The following is a 20,804-nucleotide window of genomic DNA, read 5'->3' on the forward strand; positions in this document are numbered from 1 at the left end:
AACTGACAGACGGTAGGCTGCGGCCACCCGCAAGCCGCACCCCCTGATCCAGCGAGGCCGGACCATGGTTCCCTTCCGGCAGTTCCTGCTGAAGATCCACAGCCGTTGCAATCTCGCGTGCGACTACTGCTACGTCTACGAGTCGGCCGACCAGAGCTGGCGCGACCGCCCCCGGACCATGGACCTGGCGACGGTCCGCCGCGCCGCCGCCCTCATCGCCGAGCACGCCCGCGCCCACGCCCTGGCCGAGGTCCAGGTCATCCTGCACGGCGGCGAGCCCCTGCTGGTGGGCGCGGCGCGGCTGGAGGCCCTGCTGCGGGTGCTGGTCGACGCCCTGGACGGGGTGGCGGCCCTCCGGCTCACGCTCCAGACGAACGGCCTGCGACTGGCGGAGGACCCGGCGCTGTTACCGGTCCTGGCCCGGTACGGCGTACGGATCGGCGTCAGCCTGGACGGCACCCCGGCCAGCCACGACAGACACCGCAGGCGCCCGGACGGCCGCGGCAGCCACGCGGGAGTCGCCAGGGCGCTGCGCCTCCTCGCCGACGGCCCGTACCGCCCCCTGTACGCGGGCGTACTGTGCGCGATCGACCTGACGGCCGACCCGGTGGAGACGTACGAGGCACTGCTGGAGTTCGCCCCGCCCCGCCTGGACCTGCTCCTGCCGCACGCCACCTGGCACACCCCGCCACCCGGTCTGCCCGGCCGCACCACCCCGCCCTCGGCTCCGCCCGGCGTGGACCCCGAGGAGCCGGTGCCGTACGCGCGCTGGCTCTGCACGGTGTTCGACCACTGGTACGAAGCCCCGAGCCGGCGGACCGGCATCCGGCTCTTCGAGGAGATCTCGGTCCTGCTGCTGGGCGGCACGGCCCGCAGCGAGTCGGTCGGACTCGCCCCGGTGGACCTGGTGGTGGTGGAAACCGACGGCACGATCGAACAGGCAGACTCCCTCAAGGTCACCTACCCGGGCGCCCCGGCCACCGGCCTGGACGTCTTCGCCCACACCTTCGCGGACGCGGCCCGCCACGAGGCGTTCCGGGCCCGCCAGCGCGGCAGGGCCGGCCTCGCCCCGGTCTGCACGGCCTGCCCCCGAGCAGAGGTCTGCGGCGGCGGCCTGTACGCCCACCGCTACCGCCCCGGCGCGACACCGACCCCCTTCGCGGCCCCGTCCGTCTACTGCCCGGACCTGGCAGTCCTCGTCGACCACATCGCCGCCCGCCTGAGCCGTGATGTCCCGGCCGTCGTGGCGTCGGCGCGGTCGGTGTCGGGGTGAGGGCGGGACGGCCGGTGCGGGGATGTTGGCGGCCACGGCCGGTTCCGAGATGACGGCGGCGCCCCGCGCCCGCCTCGACCCGCGAGGAGCAAGCCCCCGTGTCCGACCCAGCCCCGCTCCGGCCTTCCGGCCCGCCTCCTGACACCCCCTCCGCCCTCAGCCCCCTCGCCCCCCACGACCTCGACCCCGACCTGTTCGACGCCATCGCCCGCGCCCGGGGCGGTGCCGACGCCGTCGCGGTGTTGCGCCGGGGCCAGTTGGGCAAGCGGATGTTGCTGGCGGTGGCCGTGCGTCGGGCGTTGCCCCCCGATGCCGGCTTCGAGGAGCCGTACCGGCGGCTGTCCGAGATGCACCGTGAGGATCCGGAGCGTTGGCGGCGGACGATGCTCTATCCCTACCTGGACGAGGGGCTGGCCCGTGCGTTGGGTGAGTCGGCTCAGGGTGGGCGGCCCGATCTTGGCTGGTTCGGTGAACTGGTTCGGGGTGGGGCGGACGTGCTGTCCGGGGCGCGGGTGCTGTCCGCCGAGTGTGACGGCTTCGTACTGCGTGTCCGGCTGGATGACCGTGGGCCGTTCCGGGCCGTCCACGGTCATCTGCCCGCCGGGCCGCAGACCGGGGACGAGGTCCGTGAGTGGCAGCGGTTGCTGGACGGTGCCTGGCGGGTTCTCGTGCGCCGGCATCCCTGGCATGCCCGGGCCGTCGCCGCCTGTCTGACCACCCTGGTGCCGCTGCACCCCGCCCCCGGCGGTACGGCGGTCAGTTCGGCCGCCCGCCGGGCCTACGGCGCCGTCGCCCTCTCCCCGCCCGGCGACCCCGTGCTCCTCGCGCTGACCCTGGTCCACGAGTTCCTGCACGTCCAGCTCGGCGCCCTGCTCGACCTGGTCCCGCTGTACGGCCCGCCCTCCCCGGCCCGCTACGACGCCCCCTGGCGCCCCGACCCGCGGCCGCTCGACGCGCTCCTCCAGGGGACCTACGCCCACCTGGGCGTCTGCGACTTCTGGCACACCGAACGGGCCGCCGCTCCGCCCGACCCCCGGGCCGAGCAGGAGCACACCACCTGGTACGGCCACACCCGCCGCGCCGTCGACACGCTCCTCGGCAGCGGCGAACTCCTGCCCCCCGGCCGCCGCTTCACCGAGGAGATGCGCCGCGCCCTCGCACGCTCGCGCGAATTCCCCGGCAACCTTGGGCACCTTCCGACCGTCTGAACGGGCGGACCCGCGCGGTGCGCACGGGCCGGAAGGAGTCGGCGGTGACGTCCACACGCTTCTGGGCATCCGGTGTCGGAGCCGCGGCGGTACTGGTGGCCACGGGGGCGTGGGTGCTGTGGCCGACGGGGGTCGATGCCCGCCTGTGGGGCGAGGTACGGCCCGTGATCGAGAGCCGGCTCGTGGCCGACTCCCGGGGCAGCGGTTACGAGGAGACCGTGCCCGGCAGCGGGGTGCGGTGGTTCTGCCGGGCGGAGCCGCTCGAACTCCGTGCGGACGGCGACGGATTCGTACGGGCCGGTGTCAACACCCTGTGCATGGCGTACGGGACCCGCGCGGGCGCTCTCGTGGAGTGCGGCGGCTCCAGCCACCCGCAGGTCGTGCGGCTGGAGCGGGACGACGACGCCCCCGGCGGCTACCGCGTCGTGTCGCGGGAGGAGCCGCCGGACGGCGCGGGCCACGCGGAGTGGACGGAGGACCACTTCAGCTTCCTCACCGAGTCCGACGCCGACGACACCCTCTCGTCCACCGCCCTGGAGACCGCCGCCCGAGCCCACTTCGGCCTGCCCTCGGACGCCCGGATCGCGGCCTGCTGACCCGCCCGGCTACTTCAGGAGCGGCAGGTTGAGGTTGTTGACCAGCGGTCCTTCGATGGTGACGCCCTCGGTGACCAGGGACTCGACACCCGGCAACGGCAGCGGGAGCACGGACGTCGCCGCCGAGGACTCGGGCGCGAGTACGGCGACGAGGGCCGCCGCGGAGAGCAGCACGGCGGCGGCGGTCAGGACGACGACGGAACGGGTGCGGGCGGGGGGTTTGGCACGCATGGGGACTTCGGAAGCCTTTCCGGCAGAGATAGAGATCAGAGATAGGGATGCAGCAAGGGGGGAGGGGCGGGCCGGGCCCGGGGCGGGCCCGGCGCCCGCGTCAGATGGCCGGGGTCTCGATGACCAGGCCGGCGATGTCGATGCCGATGGCCGCGGCCTGGGTGGTGAAGGCGCCGAGCAGCAGGGCGGTGGCGGCCAGGAGGGTGGCGACACGACGGGCAGAACGCATGGGACGGGACTTCCTTCCACTGCACTTGATCAGGACGTTCCGTGGCTGCCCAGCGGTCCGTTCAGGGATGCGGAACAGGCCCGAAGCTCCCTCGTGCGTGGGAAGTCTCCGGCGTGGCGCGCATGGATTCGGGGCGCCACCCGTACGAGTGACGGCGGCGGTCACGGCTGGTCGTCCGCCAGCTCCGCCACGCCCGTGACCCGGTGCAACGGGTACGTCCGTACCTCGTCCGCGGTGTGGTCGTACGCCGTCACGAAGCCGCCCTCCACGCGGATCGGCGCGATGACGCGTTGACTGGCGGAGCCCTCCGCGTTGACGTACCCGATCCACACCGCCTCGCCGGTCATCACGGCGGCCTGCATGGTGGCCAGGGTCTCGGCGGAGCTGGTGCGCGGGAGGTCGCCGTTCGAGGCCGGGGTCTCCGTCGGCTTGCGCGGGGCCGTCGAGGCCAGGTCGCCCGCCCTGATCGCCCGGATCGCCGCCGAGAGGAGCGTGCCGTCGGGCGCCGGCGGGCCGTCCGGCACCGGGTCCGGGGCCGTGCGCGGCGGGGTGCGGTGGGCGTGGGCCCGGGTGATCAGGACGTCGCCCTCGGCGGACTCGGCGGCCGGCGCGAAGCCCATCGCGCGCAGGCCGTCGAGGAGCGAGGCCGGGTCGGTCTGGGCCGCCAGCACCGTCGGCGCCAGGCGCCGCAGCCGCAGATTCGCGGACCGCTTGTCGGCGAGGATCTCGCTGAGCACCGCGTCGTCGTCGCAGCGCACGTACGCCGAGGCCGCGCCGATCCGCAGATGCCCGTGTCTGCGGGCCACGTCGTCGATGAGGTAGGCGAGGGGCTGCGGGACCGGCGTACGGGAGTGGGCGGTCAGGAAGTCGTGCAGGTCGGAGGCGGAGCGGCCGGCGTCCAGGGCACGGCGTACGGAGCCCGGGGTGAAGCGGTAGACCGTCGCGCCGCCCTTCGACTCGACGTCCGCGAGCACGTCGAGCATCTCGGCCAGCGGGCGCTTGAGCGGGCCCGGGGCCACCGCCGTCAGGTCCGCCTGGAGCAGGACGTGGTCGAGCGGCTCGGGGAGGAGCGGGGCGAGGAGACGGGCGGCCGTCGCGGAGGCGGTGGCCTGTTCGGGGGCGGTGAGGGGTTCCGGGGCGGGATGCCGGTGATGGTGCACCGGGAGCTTGTCGCCGGGGCCCGTCGGCTCGGGCGCCTTCGACGGAGCCGCGGGGAGGCCCAGCAGGGCCCGGCCCTGTGCGGAGAGCGCGCCCCGGCCCGTGACGCCCAGCGACTCGGCCTCGGAGAGGGTCCAGCGGGCGAGCCGGGTACGCAGATCCTCGTCACCGCCGTCCCTCTCCTGCTGCGGGCCGCGCGTCGGACGCTCCCAGTGCAGCCGGGCCAGCACCGACTCGACGGTCGGTGAGGTGCCCTCCGGGAGGGCCGCCAGCAGGATCAGCACCCGGTGCCGTACCTCCGGCGCCGCCGACCGGTCCAGGCCGGGCCCGAGCGCGGACAGCGTCCGGTCCTTGGTGTCCCGGCCGCCGATCACCCCGGCCGTCCGGGTCGCCGTCAGCCACGCCTCCGCGAGCCGCGCCCAGCGTGTGGCGGCGGGCAGCTCCAGCCACTCGTCGTACGCCGGGGTCGCCGCGTACCGCTCGTCGGCCTCGCCGTCGGACGCCAACAGGCCCGCCGCGTAGGCGAGTTCGACCCAGAAGGCGGCCACCGGCTCGGAGAGGTCGAGGGCGACGGCGGTCCGCTTGAGATCACGGACACTCAGCCCACCGGCCCGCAACACCGCCGGGCCGCCCTCGTCCCACTCCTTCAGCAGCTCTTCGACGGTCGCGAGCGCGGTGTACGCCTGCCCGGCCGCCGCGTTGTCCACAACCTGTGGACGATGCGTCGCGGCCGGCTCGACACCCGGCGGCAACGGCTCGGTCGTACGGTGCGCCCGGCCCTCGCGCAGATGCAGGGCCACTTCGCGCGGCAGTACGACGGTGCCGGGCGCCGTGGGCAGCAGGAGCCCCCGGTCCAGCAACAGGCGCAGATGCGCGGCCGGTTCGGCGGTGACCTGGCCGTACGGCGGCCCCCAGACCAGCCGCCGCAGTACGTCGACGGAGTCCGGGGAGGTGGAGTCGAGCAGCGCGGCCATCCGCTTGCGGTCCGTGAACAGCGCGGTCAGCGAGGCCACCGCGCTCACCGAGTCGTGCGTCGACGTGAGCCCCGCCGCCGTCACGATCTCCTGGATCCGCCCCGGCGACATGCCCGCCGTCGCCTCCGCGACCGTCGGGCCGAGTCCCGTCGGGGACGGATGCTGCGGCGAGGGCGAGAGAAGTTCACGCGCGGTACGGACGAGGCGGAGGCGGTCCGTCCCGCCCCACACCAGGGCCTGCTCGCGCAGCACGGTCAGGGCACGCGGGAGGGCGGCGGCGACGGCGGGATCGGCCGCGTCGCCGGCGAGCAGCGCCAGCAGATCCTCGTACGCCGCCGGGTCCGGGGCGACGGCCAGCGCCTGTGCGGTCTGGAGGGTGAACCTGTCCAGGCGCTCCAGGGCGCGTACGACCGACGCGCGCGTGCCCGCCCGGGTGGCCAGCTGGGTGAGGTCGGTCGGGACGGGGGTGATGAGGTCGGGACGGCTGCGCAGCAGCGCGGCCAGGGACGCGTCGTCCCGCGCGCGAAGCGCTTCCGCGAGCGAACGCGGCGCCGGTGTCTCCTCGGTGCTCATCCTGACCACGGTAGCGGGTGGTGCGGGTGGGCGGGGGTGCGCGCCGTTGGGGTTCGCCCCCGCCGCCCCTACCCGTCCCATCCCTGGGGGCTGTGCCCCCAGACCCCCCTTTGTCCTCAAACGCCGGACGGGCTGACTATCCAGCCTCTCCGGCGTTTGAGGAGCGGGGGTTCGGGGGCGGAGCCCCCGAGGATGGGACGGGTAGGGGCGGCGGGGGCGAGGAAAGGTGGTCCGGCCGGTAACGTCTGGGTTCGTGGGTATCGAGAGCGATCAGGTCGTCTACGAGTATCTGAGCAAGGTCGGAGACCTGGCCCAGCAGCGCCAGTTGCCGTCCGGCGACCGCATGCGCCTCGTCTCGGGGCTGCGGGACGAGATCGACCGCCGCCGCGCCAAGGCCCCGGTCGACAGCCCCGCCTCCGTACGCCGCATCCTCGACCGCATCGGCACCCCCGACGAGGTCGTCGCAGGCATCGGCGGCGGCGCCCCCGAAGCACCGCGCGCCTCCGTCCCCGTACAACGCGATCGCGACGAGCCCCAGCGCAAGGGCAAGGGGCTCGGCCGCCTCGTACCGCGCCCGCGCCCCGCGGAGACGGGGACCGAGACCGAGACCGAGGTGTTCGCTCCCTTTCCCTCCGAAGGAGACCCCGCCCCGCTCCAGCTCACCGGCACCGACGAACCCGGCGACACGGACTGGTGGTTGGCAGGCAGCGGTAGCGGCAGGGGCTCGCTCACGGACACCGACAGCCTCCCGGCAGGCTTCGTCGGCGGCGTCGAGATCCCCGACCTGCTCAAGCCATCGCGACCAAGACTCGACAAGCCGCAGGCCAAGCCCGCCGACGAGCCCGTCGCGCAGGCGGTCGAGTCCGACGAGGCCGAGAAGGGCGCTCCCCGGCGGCGTCTCCGGCTGCGCCTCCCCGTCCCCTCCGGCCGCTGGACCAACCCCCTGCTCCTCCTCGCCGCCGGCCTCCTCGTCGCGGGAGCGGTCCTCGGCAACCTCTACGCCCTGCTCATCGGGTGGGCCATCGCCTACGCCTCGCGCCGGCTCTCCCAGGCCGAGACCAAGTGGGCGGTCGTCTACCTCCCGGGCGCGGCGGTCGCCGCCGGTGCCGGGTGGCTGTGGGGGCGTACGCAGGGCCGCTGGGGCGATCCCATCGCCGAGGGGCACATGAACGAGGCCATCGGCCAGACCTGGCCCTGGGTCGTCCGGGGAGCCGCCGTCGCCTCCGCCCTCTTCCTGGTCTGGCGGTCCCAGCGCCCCCGCTGAGGGCTCCCGCACAATGGTGCATATGACATCCACACCCCCCGGCCCGCCCACCGTCGGGTTCGACCTCGACATGACCCTCATCGACTCCCGGCCCGGCATCCACGCCTGCTATGTGGCGCTTGCCGAGCGGACGGGCACGTTCATCGACGCCGATCTGGCCATCACGCGCCTCGGACCGCCGCTCGCGGACGAACTCGTGCACTGGTTTCCGGCCGATCGCATCGCGGAGATGAGCGACCTCTACCGGGAGATGTATCCGGCCATCGCCATCACCGCGACCCCCGCGATGACCGGCGCCCGTGAGGCGATAGCGGCCGTACGGGAGTCCGGTGGGCGCGCGATCGTCGTCACCGCGAAGTACGAACCGAACGCCAAGCTGCACCTCGCGCACCTCGGGATCGAGCCCGACGCGGTCATCGGGAACCTCTGGGCCGAGCAGAAGGCGGTGGCGCTGCGCGAGCACGGCGCGAGCGTGTACGTCGGCGACCACGTGGGGGACGTACGCGGCGCACGCACCGCGGGTGCCCTGTCCGTGGCCGTGCCCACCGGGCCCTGCGACGCCGCTGAGCTGCGCGAGGCGGGCGCGGACGTCGTCCTCGACGACCTCACCCACTTCCCGGCCTGGCTGGCCGCCTACAGCGGCGTGGACGCGCGCGCCTGACGGCGGCCCTCGGCCACCGACCGGAGGACGCCCGCGGCCGCGACGAGGAAGCCGACGCCCATCAGCATGCTCAAACCGAACATGTATGTCGGGAATGGCGTCGTCCCGAGGAGGAATGGGGCCACGGTGACCAAAGTGGCCACCGCACCGACGAAGAACACGATGGCACCGACACGGATCAGCCGATCTCCGGCCGCGGCGGAATTCGTTTGGGTTTTGTCACGCACTCGACCAGGGTAGTTCCCTGCCCGAAGGAACAACCCGGCGACGTCTTGTCACCTGCCTGTCGACCATTAGCCTTGGTACCGGCGGGTCCAGCGACCCGCCCAAGTGCTATCAGCGCTCGTTTTCCTCCAGCAGCCCGAAGCAGTTTTCCGACGAGTACGAGGACGAGGAACAGACGTGCCCACCGGCAAGGTCAAGTGGTTCAACAGTGAGAAGGGCTTCGGCTTTCTCTCCCGCGACGACGGCGGTGACGTCTTCGTCCATTCCTCGGTCCTGCCCGCCGGAGTCGATGCCCTCAAGCCCGGCCAGCGCGTCGAGTTCGGAGTTGTCGCCGGCCAACGCGGTGACCAGGCACTTTCGGTCGTGATCCTGGACCCGACCCCGTCGGTAGCGGCGGCCCAGCGCAAGAAGCCCGACGAACTGGCGTCCATCGTCCAGGACTTGACGACCGTCCTGGAGAACATCACCCCGATGCTGGAAAGGGGCCGTTACCCGGAGAAGACCTCGGGCAAGAAGATCGCGGGCCTCCTGCGGGCGGTCGCCGACCAGTTGGACGTGTGACGTGTAAGGCGGCTCTGGAGATTTCGCAGAGTTCTAGGGGAAATCGAGTGCGTTCGGACCGAGGGGCGGCACCAGCCCCTCGGCCGCCGCGCGCGTCAACAGTCCCCTGACCGCCGCATAGCCGTCCTCGCCGAGGTCGGCGGTGAACTCGTTGACGTACAGACCGATGTGCTGGTCGGCGACCTTCGGGTCCATCTCCTGGGCGTGCTCCAGGACATAGGCCCTGGAGGCCTCCGGATCGTCCCAGGCGGCTCGTACGGACGTCCGGGCGGACTGGGCGAGGAGTTGCAGTGTCTCCGTCCCCAGGGAGCGTTTGGCGATGATCGCGCCGAGCGGGATCGGCAGGCCGGTCGTCGACTCCCAGTGTTCGCCCATGTCCGCGAGCTTGTGCAGGCCGTAGTTCTGGTGCGTGAAGCGGGCCTCGTGGATGACCAGCCCGGCGTCGACCTTCCCGTCCCGTACGGCGGGCATGATCTCGTGGAACGGCATCACGACCACCCGTCCGACTCCGCCGGGGATCGTGTCCGCCGCCCACAGACGGAACAGCAGATACGCCGTCGACCGCTCGCTCGGCACGGCGACCGTACGGCCCGTCAGGTCCGCCCCCGCCTCCCGCGTGAGCACCAGCGGGCCGCAGCCCCGGCCCAGCGCGCCCCCGCAGGGCAGCAGCGCGTACTCGTCGAGGACGTACGGCAGCACGGCGTACGACACCTTCAGCACGTCGAACTCGCCGCGCTCGGCCATGCCGTTGGTGATGTCGATGTCCGCGAAGGTCACGTCGAGCGCGGGCGCGCCCGGCACCCGGCCATGGGCCCAGGCGTCGAAGACGAAGGTGTCGTTCGGGCAGGGCGAGTACGCGATCTGGAGCGGCTGTTCGGGCTGCTCAGGCTGTTCAGGCTTTGGGCTCATGTGGGTTCCAACTCTCCAGTACCGGTCCGAGCTTCCCGAAGGCCTCCGTCAGGGCCGTGAGCGCCTCGCCGATGCGCCAGGCGGCTCGGTCCCGGGGGCCCACGGGGTTCGACACCGCCCTGATCTCCAGTACCGGTACGTCGTGCGCCGCGGCGGCCTCGGCCACGCCGAAGCCCTCCATCGCCTCTGCCAGCGCGCCGGGGTGCCGGGCGCGCAGCTCGGCGGCGCGTTCGGCGCTGCCGGTGACGGTGGAGACGGTCAGGACGGTGCCGGTGCGGGCGCCTGTCACGGCCGTGAGATCCCGTACGAGTGATTCCGGCGGACGGTGGGTGACGGTGCCGAAGCCGAGACCGGTGACCGGAACGAACCCGTCCGGGGTCTCGGCGCCCAGGTCCGCGACGGTGATCTCGTCGGCGACGACCAGCGAGCCGACCGGCGCCTCCGGCTGGAAACCGCCGGCGATGCCCGCCGAGACGACCAGGCCGTACGGGGTGCCGCGGAGGGCGGCCGTGGTGAGCGCGGTGGCGGTGGACGCGGCGGAGGCGGCGGGGCCGACTCCCACGGCGATGATGTCCACCGGTCCGTCATGCCCTGGGAACGCCTGTGCCACCGCGTCCCGTTCGGCGGGGACCGCGGTGGCGATCAGGACTCGTACCCCTGACGGCGTCAGGAGTCCTTCTTCAGCCGGAACGACCACAGGCCGTTGACCTCGTTCTCGCCCTCCTTGACGGAGACGAGCGTCGAGTTTCCCTGGGCGCCGTACTGGGCGTTGAAGAAGACGCTGCCGGGGATCGTGCGGTACGTCTTGGTGCTGGAGTCGGTCAGCGGCTGACCGTTCATCAGGATCGTCCAGCCCTTGTCGGCGATCTCCGGGTCGACACCGAAGCGCACGGTCTCGTCCGGGTCCACCTTGATGCTCTTGATGTCCGTGTCCTTGAGGCACGCGGCCACGTCGGCGGTCTTCAGCTCCTTGCCGTCGTCGTAGCAGGAGGCCTCCGAGTTCACCGAGGAACGGCCGACGGTGATCGTGGAGATCGGGGTCGGCTTGTCGCAGGCGGACAGGACGAGCAGTCCGGCACCAACGGCGGCGACGGCGGCAACAGCGCGGCGACGGCGCGCAGTGGAAGCGGAACGCAACGAGGTCATGGCCGAAGGCTATCGGGCGCCCGGGGCGCGGTTGTCACGTGGGTACGGCGTGCCGGGCCCCGGTGAGTGGTGTCAGGCGACGCGGGGGTGGGCCCGGCCGCCGTGGCGGGCCGAGCCGATCAGGCCCTTGGCCGTGGTCAGCCAGCCCGTGGCGACGATCGCGGCGGCCACCCCGAGGCCCAGGGTGCCGTCCAGGGGCAGTGCGATACCGATCGCGCCGCCGAGCACCCAGGCCATCTGGAGCAGTGTCTCCGAGCGGGCGAACGCGGAGGAGCGGACCAGTTCGGGGACGTCCCGCTGGATCAGCGCGTCCAGGGACAGCTTGGCGAGGGCCTGGCAGAAGCCGGCGACCGCCGCGAGGCAGGCCACCAGGGCGGCGCCGAAGAAGATCGCGGTGATGATCGAGGCGCCGAGGACCACGCCGACGACCGTCACGACGATCAGTTCGGGCGCGCGCTGCTTCACGGCCGCCCCGACCGCCGTACCGAGCGCGTTGCCGACGCCCGCCGCGACGGCGACCATGCCCAGCGACCAGGCGGCGCTCTCGCCGGTCAGCGGGTGCTCGCGGAGCAGGAAGGCGAGGAAGAAGGTCAGGAAGCCCGAGAGGCAGCGCAGGGCGGCGTTGGCGCCGAGGGCGTGGGTGACGGCCGTACCGACCGTGCGCAGTCCGGGCCGCTTCACGGGGTGCAGGTGCGGGCCGTGCAGATGATCCGGGTCCGCCGCCAGCAGGGCGGTGTCCTCGCCCTTGGCGGAGTCCACCTTGGCCGGGAGCGTGAAGGACAGGAACGTACCCGCGATGAAGATGACGAAGGCGCCGTAGAGCGGCCAGCGCGGACCGAGGACCTGGAGCCCGGCGCCGATGGGGGCCGCGATGCCGGTGGCGAGCAGGCCGCTCAGCGTGACCCGCGAATTGGCTTTGACCAGGGAGAAACGGGGTGGGAGGAGGCGGGGGACGACCGCGCTGCGGACGACCCCGTACGCCTTCGAGGCGACCAGGACGCCCAGTGCGGCCGGGTACAGCTCCAGGCTGCCCGTCGCGACCGCGCCCGCCAGGAGCAGGGCGAGCATCGCGCGGGCGAGCATCGCGCCGGCCATCGCGGCGCGGCGGCCGTGCGGGAGGCGGTCGAGGAGGGGGCCGATCACGGGGGCGAGGAGGGTGAAGGGCGCCATGGTGATGCCGAGATAGATGGCGACGCGCCCGCGTGCCTCGTCGGTGGGGACGGAGAAGAAGACGGTGGAGGCGAGGGCGATGGTGATCATGACATCGCCGGCGCCGTTCACGGCGTGCAGTTCGATGAGCTTGCCGAGCCCGGACTCACCGGCCCCGTGCGCGTGCGTGGCCTTGCGGATGCCCCGGGCGGTGCCGGTGACGGGGAAATGCAGGGCACGCCCGACAGCGCGCACGGACCCGTTCACCCGGTCACGTGCGCCACGCCGGTTGCTCCCCTGGACCCCACCGACCCCGGTGGCGCCGTGGGGCGACCTCTCGCTTGCCACCCCGCCATAGTGCCCCGAGAAGGGCGTACCTAGTGCGGTTACCGCGCGTATGGGGCCGAGTGGGGTGGGGAAGGTGTGGGAGAGCGGGGTCCTGCGGGGTGTTTTCCGGCCATCGGGGGCTGGGAAGGGTGGCGTGAGAGGCGCGTCGGAACGGTGTTTGAGAGGGGTCGGAGTTGCCACAGTTGGATGTCGGTCGTCGCGAACCGTCCCGTCGGTGTGGGCCCCGGGCTCTGGAGAAGGTAGCGTGCGTAGCGCGCAGTGGCGGTTGTTCTCGGCCGCGCGCCTCTCGGCCATCCCGCAGAATGGATGACGTAGGTGCGCCCGAGCGCGATCGGGCGCGGACGTCGACGCGGCCCTCTGGTCCGCTCCGTTCGCAACCGTTCGCACCCCGTCGGGACGGGCGCACTCGTGAGACGGCGTAGGAGAGAAGCGATACCTGTGAGCGCAGCGACAACGCGAAGCCGCACCCCCGACCGCCTGTGCGCCGAGGCCGTCGACCTCGCCCGGTCAGCGGCGGAGGAGGCGGCGGCACCCGGCGTGGTGGGCGAGCACTCGGGCCTGATGTCCGAGGGCGACCGCGTCGTGACGCACTTCTTCGAGTGCAAGGAGTTCGGCTACCGGGGCTGGCGCTGGGCGGTGACGGTCGCCCGGGCGTCCCGGGCCAAGCTGGTCACCCTGGACGAGGTGGTCCTCCTCCCCGGACCGGACGCCCTCCAGGCACCGGAATGGGTGCCGTGGAGCGAGCGCCTGCGCCCCGGCGACATGGGCCCCGGCGACCTGCTCCCGACGGACGCGGAGGATCTGCGTCTGGAGCCGGGTTACTCGGGCGAGGACGAGCCCCTGCCCAACTCGGTGGTCTCGGCGGCCGGTTCGGCGACGGCCGCGGCCTCCGTGGAACTGGCGGCGGATCTGGCGGACGCCGAGGACGCGGACATCACGGCGGGCTCACCGTCCGCCTTCACGGTGGTGCCGGCCCGCGGTTCGATCGCGGCGGTGGCGGAGGAACTGGGCATGCGCCGGGCGCGCGTCCTGTCCCGGTACGGCCTCCACAGCGCCGCCGACCGCTGGGAGGACGCCTACGGCCCCAAGACCCCCATGGCCCAGGCCGCCCCGGCGACCTGCGTGAGCTGCGGGTTCCTGGTGGCCATCGGCGGCTCGCTCGGACAGGCGTTCGGCGTCTGCACGAACGAGTTCGCCCCGGCGGACGGCCGCGTGGTGTCCCTGGCGTACGGCTGCGGCGGCCACTCGGAAGCAGCGATCATGCCGAAACCTCCGGTTCCGCCGCCGCACGTGATCGACGAGACGATCGTGGACCCGTTCCCGCTGCGGCCCGCGGCGGACTCGGGTTCGGTGGGCACGGACACGGACGAGGCTGCGGCGGATCTGGGTCACTCGTAGGCGTGCGGTGGGGGTGTGTCTTTTAGGGGCGCGGGGAACTGCGCGACAAGCCCCCACCGGCCCGCAGCCAACGAACTACCGACTAGTTCTTACTGCTGTCCACAATCACCGACGTCCCATTCGCCCCCGTCCCACACGGCACCGCATACACCGGATTAGCCGCAGCCGCCTCCTTGTAAGCCTCCAGGCACTGGTTGTACAGCACCTTGTCGCTCAGCGACTTAGCCAGGATCTCGTTGGCCCGGGCAATACCCTCCGCCTCGATCCGCTTGCGCTCCGCCTCCGCCTTGGCCGTACGCGCCGCCTCCACCGCCCGCTCGGTGTCCTGCTCCTGCTGGATCTTCTTGTCGATCTGGTCCTGGAGCTTGTCCGACGGCTTCACGTTGCGCAGGTTCACGTTGGTGACGTCGATCCCGCGCGGAGCCAGCCGCTCCTTGACGAGCGCCGCGATCTCCGAGCCGATCTGCTCGCGCGCGGAGGCGTAACCCTCCTCGCTGGTGTGCTTCGCGAAGACGTTACGGATGATCTCCCGGCTGTCCGGCAGCACCAGCCGCTCCTCGACCGCCTCCTCACTGCCCGCCAGCCGGTACAGCTCGACCGCCTTGGCGGGGATGACGGCCCACTTGATGGTGACGTCGGCGTACAGCACCCCGCCCTGCGAGGAGCGGACCTCGACCACGTCCTTGTCGTACAGGTTGAGGTCCACGGGACGCGTGGAGAAGGACGTGACCTCGGTGAACGGCGACCTGAACTGGACGCCGGAGTTCAGCGGCTTCCCGATCTTCCCGAAGGTCACCGGCACCCCGACCTCGTAGGCGCTCACGACATGGACGCAGGCGAAGACACCGGCCAGCACGGCCCCGACGACGCTGAGCGCGGCCCCGATCCGCCAGCCGCCGGCGTCCCGGCCACGGCCGACGAGAAAGAGCACGACTGCCGCTATGAGCAGCAGGATGGACAGCACGAACACAGAGCCCCCCTGAGCAACAAGTACCTGCTACCAGGTACCGGATTCATGGATCCGCGCCGCCTCGGGCGTGATCCGGAGCGCATCGTAAGGGGTGTCCGGTTTCCCGGGTGTCGCGGAGCAGGGTGGCGGCACGGATCACGCGCCACCAGGTGAGGTACGTCATCGGCGGGCGGCCGACCAGGGCGGTGAACCGGCGGGCCGGGGTGGGCCGGGAGACGCCCGCCTCCGTGGCCAGGCGGTCGTTGCTCCACGGCGCGGCCGGGTCCGCGTGCATGGCCCGCAGGGCGACGGCCGTCACCGGGTCGCACTACGGGCCGGACAACGCTTCTACGAGGACAGCGTCGCGCCCGTCCACCGGGCCGGACAGGCCGTGCTCTGGGACGGCCTGCACCGCATCGACGAACACCTCACCCTGGAGTCCGCGCCCGGCCACACTCCCGGCTCGTCCGTGCTGCGCCTCGCGTCCGGGAGCGACCGGGCGGTCTTCGTCGGGGATCTGCTGCACAGCCCGACGCAGATCCTCGACCCCTGCTGCAACAGCAGCGCCTGCCTGGACCCGGAACAGGCGGTGGCCGGCCGCCGCCGGATTCTCGGGCGGGCGGCCGACGAACGGGAACTGCTCGTGCCCGCGCACTTCGGGGGTGCGGGTGCGCTGGAGGTGCGGCGGGACGGTGCCGGGTTCGCCCTCGGCGCGTGGACGGCGGCCGGTGCGACGGCGGGTGGCGGGCGCCCTGTCCGGCGCGCGGTACCTTCTTGCTCACGCCGATGAGGAGAGTGAACGTACGTGAGCAAGTTCGTGCGGCCAGCAGCTGAGGGCGCGGACCCTTTCGGTACGGCCCGTCTGCGCCGGGGTGTTCTGGACGCCTGGGCGACCAGCCCCGCCAGGTTCCGTGAGGACGCCAACGCCGAGGAGGATCTCGTCCTCGGTGGGTACCGGGACCGGCTCGTCGTCGAGCTCGCCCAGAACGCCGCCGATGCCGCGGCCAGGGCAGGCGTACCCGGACGGCTCCGCCTCACCCTCCGCGACGGCGTCCTCGTCGCCGCCAACACCGGTGCCCCGCTGGACGCCACCGGCGTCGAGTCCCTCTCCACGCTGCGCGCCTCCGCCAAGCGGGACGCCCAGGACGGCGAGGAGACGGGCGCCGTCGGGCGGTTCGGTGTCGGCTTCGCCGCCGTGCTCGCCGTGAGCGACGAGCCCGCCGTCGTCGGACGGCACGGGGGCGTGCGGTGGTCGCTGGCCGAGGCCCGCGAGCTGGCCGCCGAGACCGCCCGGCACAGCCCCGGGCTCGGTGACGAGATCCGCCGCCGCGACGGCCATGTGCCGCTGCTCCGGCTGCCGTTCGCCGCCGAGGGCACCGCCCCCGACCCGTACGACACGGCCGTCATCCTCCCCCTGCGCGACACCGCCGCCGAGGATCTCGCGGAGCGGCTGCTGAGCGGCGTCGACGACGCGCTGCTCCTGACGTTGCCGGGTCTGGAGGAGGTCGTCATCGAGGTGGGGGAGCAGGCGCGCACCCTCACTCGCCGCACCGACGACGCCCTGACCCTCGTGGAGGACTCGCGGGACGGTACGAGCCGTTGGCGTACCGTCTCGGCTCACGGGCCACTGGAATCCGCCCTGTTGGCGGGGCGGCCGGTCGAGGAGCGGCTGCGTCCCTTCTGGTCGGTCACCTGGGCCGTGCCCGTCGACGCCGACGGCACTCCCGTACCGCCCCGGACGAGCCCCGTCGTGCACGCGCCCACACCGAGCGACGAGCCGCTGGGCGTACCGGCGTTGCTCATCGCCTCGCTGCCGCTGGACACCGCCCGACGGCATGCCGCGCCCGGCCCGCTCACCGACTTCCTGGTGCAGCGTGCCGCCGACGCGTACGCCGAACTCCTCGCCGACTGGCACCCGGTGGGCGAGGGCATCATCGCCCTCGTGCCCGGCTCGCTCGGCAAGGGCGAGCTGGACGGGCAGCTGCGGCACGCGATCCTCGAGCGGCTGCCGCGAACCGCCTTCCTGCCGCCCGCACTTGACCCGGGCGACGACGACGAGCTGCCCTCCGCTCTCCGTCCCCGTGACGCGGAGGTCGTCGAGGGCGCCGGGGCCGAGACGGTCCGTGTCCTCGCCGAGGTGCTGCCCACGCTGCTGCCCGCCGGGCTCGAACGCCGGGTGGAACTGCGGACGTTGGGCGTCGCCCGCGTCCCCCTGACCGACGCCGTCGACCGGCTCGCCGGCCTGGAGAAGGCGCCCGAGTGGTGGCACCGGCTGTACGACAGCCTGGCCGGCGTCGACCCCGACCGGCTGACCGGGCTGCCCGTGCCGCTCGCCGACGGCCGTACGACCATCGGCCCCCGCCAGGTTCTGCTGCCCACGAGTGGGGAGGGGCAGGGCGCGCCCGCACCCGAGACGCTCGCCCGGCTCGGCCTCAAGGTCGCCCACCCGGACGCCGCCCACCCTCTGTTGGAGAAGCTGGGCGCCCTCCCGGCCACCCCGCGAGCCGTCCTCACCACTCCCCAGGTACGGGCCGCCGTCGCCTCCTCCCTCGACGAGGACGCCGCCGGTATGGCGTGGGACGACGAAGGCGCCCCGGACGCCGAGGAGTTGGCCGACGCGGTCCTCGCCCTGGTCCGGGACGCGGGCCTCGAACCCGGCGACGAGCCCTGGCTCGGCGCCCTCGCCCTCCCCGACGAGGACGGCGAGCTGGCCCCCGCCGGTGAACTCGTCCTCCCCGGCAGCCCGTTCGCCGAGGTGATCAGGGAGGGTGAACTGGCGGCGGTGGACGCCGAGTTGGCGGACAGGTGGGGCGAACAGCCGCTGGCGGCGTGCGGAGTCCTGGCCAACTTCGCGCTGGTGAGGGCGACCGACGTCGTCCTCGACCCGGACGAACTGGAGCCCCGGGACAGCGACTTCGCCGAACCCGACGACCCGGGTCTGCTCGACGCCGTGGACGTGTGGAGCGAGGACATCCTCGACCGTTTCCCTGACTCGCCGGTGCCTCCGGTCGCCACGGAACTGGTAGCGGTACGGGACCTGGACCTGGTGGACGAGGACCGCTGGCCCCAGGCCCTGGCGCTGTTGGCCCAGCCGCCGCTCCGGGACGCGATCGTCCAGCCGGTGCGCGTCCTGCTGCCCGACGGCACGCATGAACTCGTACGCCCGTACACGGCTTGGTGGTTGCGCGGAAACCCGGTGCTGGACGGGCGCAGGCCGGCCGGTCTCCTCGCGGCGGGCGGCGACCCGCTCCTGCGCGGCCTGTACGAGGAGGCCGACGCGACCGGGTTCGACGACGAGCAGGTGCTGCGGGCGCTGGGTGTACGGACGTCGGTGGCCGCTCTCCTCGACGAGCCGGGCGGCGCGGCCGAACTGCTCGACCGCCTCGCCGACCCCGACCGGGACGTGAGCGGCGCCCAACTACACGCCCTCTACGGGGCGTTGGCCGACCTCGACCCCGAACAGGTCACGCTGCCCGACGACTTGCGGGCGGTGGTCGACGGTCACGTGGAGGTGGTGGACGCGGCCGACGCCGTGGTCGTCGACTCACCCGACCTGCTGCCCTTCACGGCGGGGGTGCCGCTGCTCCCCGTACGCCCCGCGCGGGCGGCCGAGCTGGCGGAGCTGTTCCAGGTGCGGCGGCTCAGCGAGTCGGTGACCGGCGAGGTGACCTCGGAGGGGGCGGAGCACGACGTACCGGAGTCGGTACGGGTGCTGCTGGGACCGGGGACTCCGGCGACGTACGTCGAGCACGAGGAGCTGGTCGTCGACGGCGTGGAGCTGGACTGGCGGCGGACGCGGGACGGGGTGCTGCACGCCTCGACGCTGGAGGGCGTCGCGGCGGGCCTCGCCTGGGCGGCCGGCCAGTGGCCACGCCGGTTCGAGGTGGCGGCACTGCTGGAGGATCCGTCGAGGACGACGGAGCTGGCACGGGACCGCTGGTTCGACTGAGGCAGTGAGGTACGGGAGGGCTGAGGTAATCCGTACGTAAAATCTGCGCGGTCTCCAAAACTTCCGCAACTTCCGTACAACCATTCCCATCCGTCACGGATCTGAGCGAGCGAGTCAACAGACTCCAAGATCATTTGGGTCCAGGTGCGACCGCGATCCGTGACGGATGGATTCCGTACGGACGGCCACCGTCGGACCCCCTTTCTCCACTTGGGGAAACGCATGCGCATACGTGCCACTGTGGCCGCCGTGTCCGGCGCCCTGGCCCTCTCCGCCTTTGCCGTGCCCGCCGCGCACGCCGCCTCGGCGCCCGACGTCACCTTCACCAAGGTGACGGTCAACAACGGCAAGCCGATCGTGGCCAAGGCCACCGGGACCGCGACCGTCCCGGTGACGTACACGTTCAAGCACGCCGCCGGTCTCGACATCAGCTCGGACAAGCTCGCCACGGGTCCGGTCCTCTACGTCGGTTCCTCCTTCGGCCTGGAGAACATCCGCCTCGCCGGTGACGAGCCGGGCACCTGCGCGGCCACCTCGACGACCACCGCCAGCTGCAAGGGCTTCATCAACCTGCACACGAGTGGCTCGGACGGCAGGCTCCGGAACACCGACGCGCGTACGTGGAACGTGGGCGCCGTCGCCATCACGGACGAGGGCGACTACAAGACCCAGGCCGGCCTCGGCACCACCCAGATCAAGTTCCACTCCAAGCTCAACACCGACGCCACCCCGGAGCCGGTCAGGAAGGGCGCGACCATCACGGTCAAGGGCACCCTGACCCGCGCCAACTGGAACACCAACAAGTACGGGGGCTACGTCAACGCCCCGGTGACCCTCCAGTTCAAGAAGACGGGCGCCACCACCTTCACCACCGTCAAGACGGTCAAGGCGGGTGCCGCGGGCGCCCTGAAGACGACCGTCAAGGCGTCGGTCGACGGCACCTACCGCTTCGCCTTCGCGGGCTCGACGACCACCGCGCCGATCACGGCCATCGGTGACGTCATCGACGTGAAGTAGAGAAAAGGAACACGCATGCGTATACGTGCCACCGTGGCCGCCGTCTCCGGCGCCCTGGCTCTCTCCGCCCTCGCCGTGCCGGCCGCGCAGGCCGACGGCTCGGTGTCCCGGGCCGATGTCGCCAAGGTCCGTGAGGCCGGGCAGGCCGGCTCCGGCAAGTCCGCGTTCAGTGCCTCGGCCGCCGCTGTCGCCGAGCCGTACGTCCTGGACGCCTCCTTCTCCAACATCAAGGTCAACAACGGCAGGTCGATCGTTGCGGGCATCAGCGGCAAGCTGACCGTGCCGATCACCTACACGCTGACCCACGGTGCCGATGTCGACATCGCCGCCGAGGACTTCTTCACCGACGTCGAGCTGTACTACGGCACGACGTACGCCGACTCCGAGTTCGGGCTGTTCGGCGACGACTGGGCCAGCTGCAAGGCCGTCTCGGCGACCGTCGCCAACTGCACCCAGTCCATCGTGATCAGCCCGAGCGAAGACCTGTTCAACGAGACCGCCGGGAAGTGGAAGGCGTACGCGTACGCCGTCGCCTTCAACGGCCAGGACTTCGGCAGCGACGACTTCGACGTCACGAAGGTCGGATACGTCGAGAAGGACGGCCTCGCCGGCCCCAACCTCCTGCGTCACTCCCGGCTGACGGCCAACGCCACCCCGGAGCCGGTGAAGAAGGGCAAGACCATCACCGTCACCGGCAAGCTGACCCGCGCCAACTGGGACGCCGGCAACTACACCGGGTACGCCAGCCAGCCGGTGAAGTTGCAGTTCCGTAAGAACGGCACCAGCACCTACACCACCCTGAAGACCATCAAGACGACCACCACGGGTGACCTGAAGACGACCGTCAAGGCGAACGTCGACGGGTACTTCCGGTACGTCTTCGCGGGCACCGCGACGACCGCCGCCCTCGGTTCCGCGACCGACTTCATCGATGTGAAGTAGCCGCCACGCAGTGTGTGTACCGCCGCCGGCTCCTGCGTTCCCGG

Annotated in this window: 19 protein-coding genes and 2 pseudogenes; 11 read left to right on the top strand and 10 right to left on the bottom strand. The window is 72.4% G+C overall.

The features are described from left to right. The first annotated feature begins 64 nt into the window (after positions 1–64). The 3 genes from OG787_RS26705 to OG787_RS26715 all read left to right on the top strand — a co-directional run bounded on the left by OG787_RS26705 (position 65) and on the right by OG787_RS26715 (position 3,077). The gene (locus OG787_RS26705) at positions 65–1,273 is read left to right on the top strand and encodes an FxsB family cyclophane-forming radical SAM/SPASM peptide maturase (RefSeq protein WP_405536624.1); all 1,209 of its coding nucleotides are present in this window, start codon (positions 65–67) and stop codon (positions 1,271–1,273) included. Positions 1,274–1,371: 98 nt separating this feature from the next. Further along, the gene (locus tag OG787_RS26710) at positions 1,372–2,481 is read left to right on the top strand and encodes an aKG-HExxH-type peptide beta-hydroxylase (protein WP_405536626.1); all 1,110 of its coding nucleotides are present in this window, start codon (positions 1,372–1,374) and stop codon (positions 2,479–2,481) included. A 44-nt stretch (positions 2,482–2,525) separates the two neighbouring features. Continuing rightward, a complete protein-coding gene (locus OG787_RS26715; protein ID WP_405536627.1) occupies positions 2,526–3,077 on the top strand; it encodes a hypothetical protein in 552 nt (183 codons plus the stop codon). A 9-nt stretch (positions 3,078–3,086) separates the two neighbouring features. Here the strand turns inward: OG787_RS26715 and OG787_RS26720 are convergent, their stop codons facing one another. The 3 genes from OG787_RS26720 to OG787_RS26730 all read right to left on the bottom strand — a co-directional run bounded on the left by OG787_RS26720 (position 3,087) and on the right by OG787_RS26730 (position 6,242). Then, entirely contained in the window at positions 3,087–3,308 is a 222-nt protein-coding gene (locus OG787_RS26720; RefSeq protein ID WP_405536628.1) for a hypothetical protein, read from the bottom strand. A gap of 100 nt (positions 3,309–3,408) precedes the next feature. Beyond that, positions 3,409–3,537 (bottom strand): hypothetical protein, encoded by a 129-nt coding sequence (locus OG787_RS26725; RefSeq protein ID WP_369037653.1) that lies wholly within the window; start codon positions 3,535–3,537, stop codon positions 3,409–3,411. Positions 3,538–3,698: 161 nt separating this feature from the next. Beyond that, the gene (locus OG787_RS26730; RefSeq protein WP_405536630.1) at positions 3,699–6,242 is read right to left on the bottom strand and encodes a helicase-associated domain-containing protein; all 2,544 of its coding nucleotides are present in this window, start codon (positions 6,240–6,242) and stop codon (positions 3,699–3,701) included. 253 nt (positions 6,243–6,495) lie between these two features. Here OG787_RS26730 and OG787_RS26735 point away from each other — a divergent pair, with 253 nt between their 5' ends. Both OG787_RS26735 and OG787_RS26740 read left to right on the top strand, forming a co-directional pair. After that, positions 6,496–7,506 carry a hypothetical protein gene (locus tag OG787_RS26735; protein WP_405536631.1) on the top strand — a complete coding sequence of 337 codons (1,011 nt, stop codon included), beginning with the start codon at positions 6,496–6,498 and terminating at the stop codon, positions 7,504–7,506. 13 nt (positions 7,507–7,519) lie between these two features. Continuing rightward, positions 7,520–8,167, top strand: a complete 648-nt coding sequence (locus OG787_RS26740) for an HAD family hydrolase (protein ID WP_405536632.1) — start codon at positions 7,520–7,522, stop codon at positions 8,165–8,167. On the opposite strand, the gene OG787_RS26745 is transcribed toward OG787_RS26740, so the two are convergent. Further along, a complete protein-coding gene (locus tag OG787_RS26745) occupies positions 8,140–8,394 on the bottom strand; it encodes a hypothetical protein (RefSeq protein WP_369037413.1) in 255 nt (84 codons plus the stop codon). The two genes, OG787_RS26740 and OG787_RS26745, sit on opposite strands and share 28 nt — an antisense overlap. A gap of 175 nt (positions 8,395–8,569) precedes the next feature. Between OG787_RS26745 and OG787_RS26750 the strand changes: the two genes are divergently transcribed. After that, positions 8,570–8,953: a cold-shock protein gene (locus tag OG787_RS26750; RefSeq protein WP_369037412.1), complete on the top strand. Its 384-nt coding sequence runs from the start codon at positions 8,570–8,572 to the stop codon at positions 8,951–8,953. A gap of 33 nt (positions 8,954–8,986) precedes the next feature. Here the strand turns inward: OG787_RS26750 and OG787_RS26755 are convergent, their stop codons facing one another. The 4 genes from OG787_RS26755 to OG787_RS26770 all read right to left on the bottom strand — a co-directional run bounded on the left by OG787_RS26755 (position 8,987) and on the right by OG787_RS26770 (position 12,505). Continuing rightward, positions 8,987–9,862, bottom strand: a complete 876-nt coding sequence (locus tag OG787_RS26755; RefSeq protein ID WP_405536633.1) for a 1,4-dihydroxy-6-naphthoate synthase — start codon at positions 9,860–9,862, stop codon at positions 8,987–8,989. Then, on the bottom strand, positions 9,846–10,559 hold the full coding sequence (locus OG787_RS26760; protein ID WP_405536634.1) for a futalosine hydrolase: 714 nt from the start codon (positions 10,557–10,559) through the stop codon (positions 9,846–9,848). The genes OG787_RS26755 and OG787_RS26760 overlap by 17 nt, the downstream gene beginning before the upstream one ends. Then, positions 10,529–11,008 carry a DUF2771 domain-containing protein gene (locus OG787_RS26765; RefSeq protein ID WP_235477312.1) on the bottom strand — a complete coding sequence of 160 codons (480 nt, stop codon included), beginning with the start codon at positions 11,006–11,008 and terminating at the stop codon, positions 10,529–10,531. The genes OG787_RS26760 and OG787_RS26765 overlap by 31 nt, the downstream gene beginning before the upstream one ends. A gap of 72 nt (positions 11,009–11,080) precedes the next feature. Beyond that, positions 11,081–12,505 carry an MFS transporter gene (locus tag OG787_RS26770; RefSeq protein ID WP_369037409.1) on the bottom strand — a complete coding sequence of 475 codons (1,425 nt, stop codon included), beginning with the start codon at positions 12,503–12,505 and terminating at the stop codon, positions 11,081–11,083. Between the two features lie 438 nt (positions 12,506–12,943). Between OG787_RS26770 and OG787_RS26775 the strand changes: the two genes are divergently transcribed. Further along, the gene (locus OG787_RS26775) at positions 12,944–13,903 is read left to right on the top strand and encodes a DUF3027 domain-containing protein (RefSeq protein WP_369037408.1); all 960 of its coding nucleotides are present in this window, start codon (positions 12,944–12,946) and stop codon (positions 13,901–13,903) included. A gap of 82 nt (positions 13,904–13,985) precedes the next feature. Here the strand turns inward: OG787_RS26775 and OG787_RS26780 are convergent, their stop codons facing one another. Together OG787_RS26780 and OG787_RS26785 are read right to left on the bottom strand one after the other, a co-directional pair. Further along, the gene (locus OG787_RS26780) at positions 13,986–14,873 is read right to left on the bottom strand and encodes a prohibitin family protein (RefSeq protein ID WP_369037407.1); all 888 of its coding nucleotides are present in this window, start codon (positions 14,871–14,873) and stop codon (positions 13,986–13,988) included. A gap of 97 nt (positions 14,874–14,970) precedes the next feature. Further along, positions 14,971–15,177 (bottom strand): annotated as a pseudogene (locus tag OG787_RS26785) (AraC family transcriptional regulator); the annotation flags it as partial. An 18-nt stretch (positions 15,178–15,195) separates the two neighbouring features. Between OG787_RS26785 and OG787_RS26790 the strand changes: the two are divergent. The 4 genes and pseudogenes from OG787_RS26790 to OG787_RS26805 form a co-directional block, all read left to right on the top strand. Further along, a pseudogene (locus OG787_RS26790) lies at positions 15,196–15,642 on the top strand (MBL fold metallo-hydrolase); the annotation flags it as partial. Between the two features lie 15 nt (positions 15,643–15,657). Continuing rightward, entirely contained in the window at positions 15,658–18,801 is a 3,144-nt protein-coding gene (locus OG787_RS26795; protein WP_405536635.1) for a sacsin N-terminal ATP-binding-like domain-containing protein, read from the top strand. A 222-nt stretch (positions 18,802–19,023) separates the two neighbouring features. After that, positions 19,024–19,818, top strand: coding sequence for a hypothetical protein (locus OG787_RS26800; RefSeq protein ID WP_369037405.1), 795 nt, complete (start codon positions 19,024–19,026; stop codon positions 19,816–19,818). 15 nt (positions 19,819–19,833) lie between these two features. Continuing rightward, positions 19,834–20,760 (top strand): hypothetical protein, encoded by a 927-nt coding sequence (locus OG787_RS26805; RefSeq protein WP_369037404.1) that lies wholly within the window; start codon positions 19,834–19,836, stop codon positions 20,758–20,760. Positions 20,761–20,804: the final 44 nt, after the last annotated feature.

The sequence above is a fragment of the Streptomyces sp. NBC_00075 genome, assembly GCF_045041225.1.
GTDB classification, from domain to species: Bacteria; Actinomycetota; Actinomycetes; order Streptomycetales; family Streptomycetaceae; genus Streptomyces; species Streptomyces adonidis.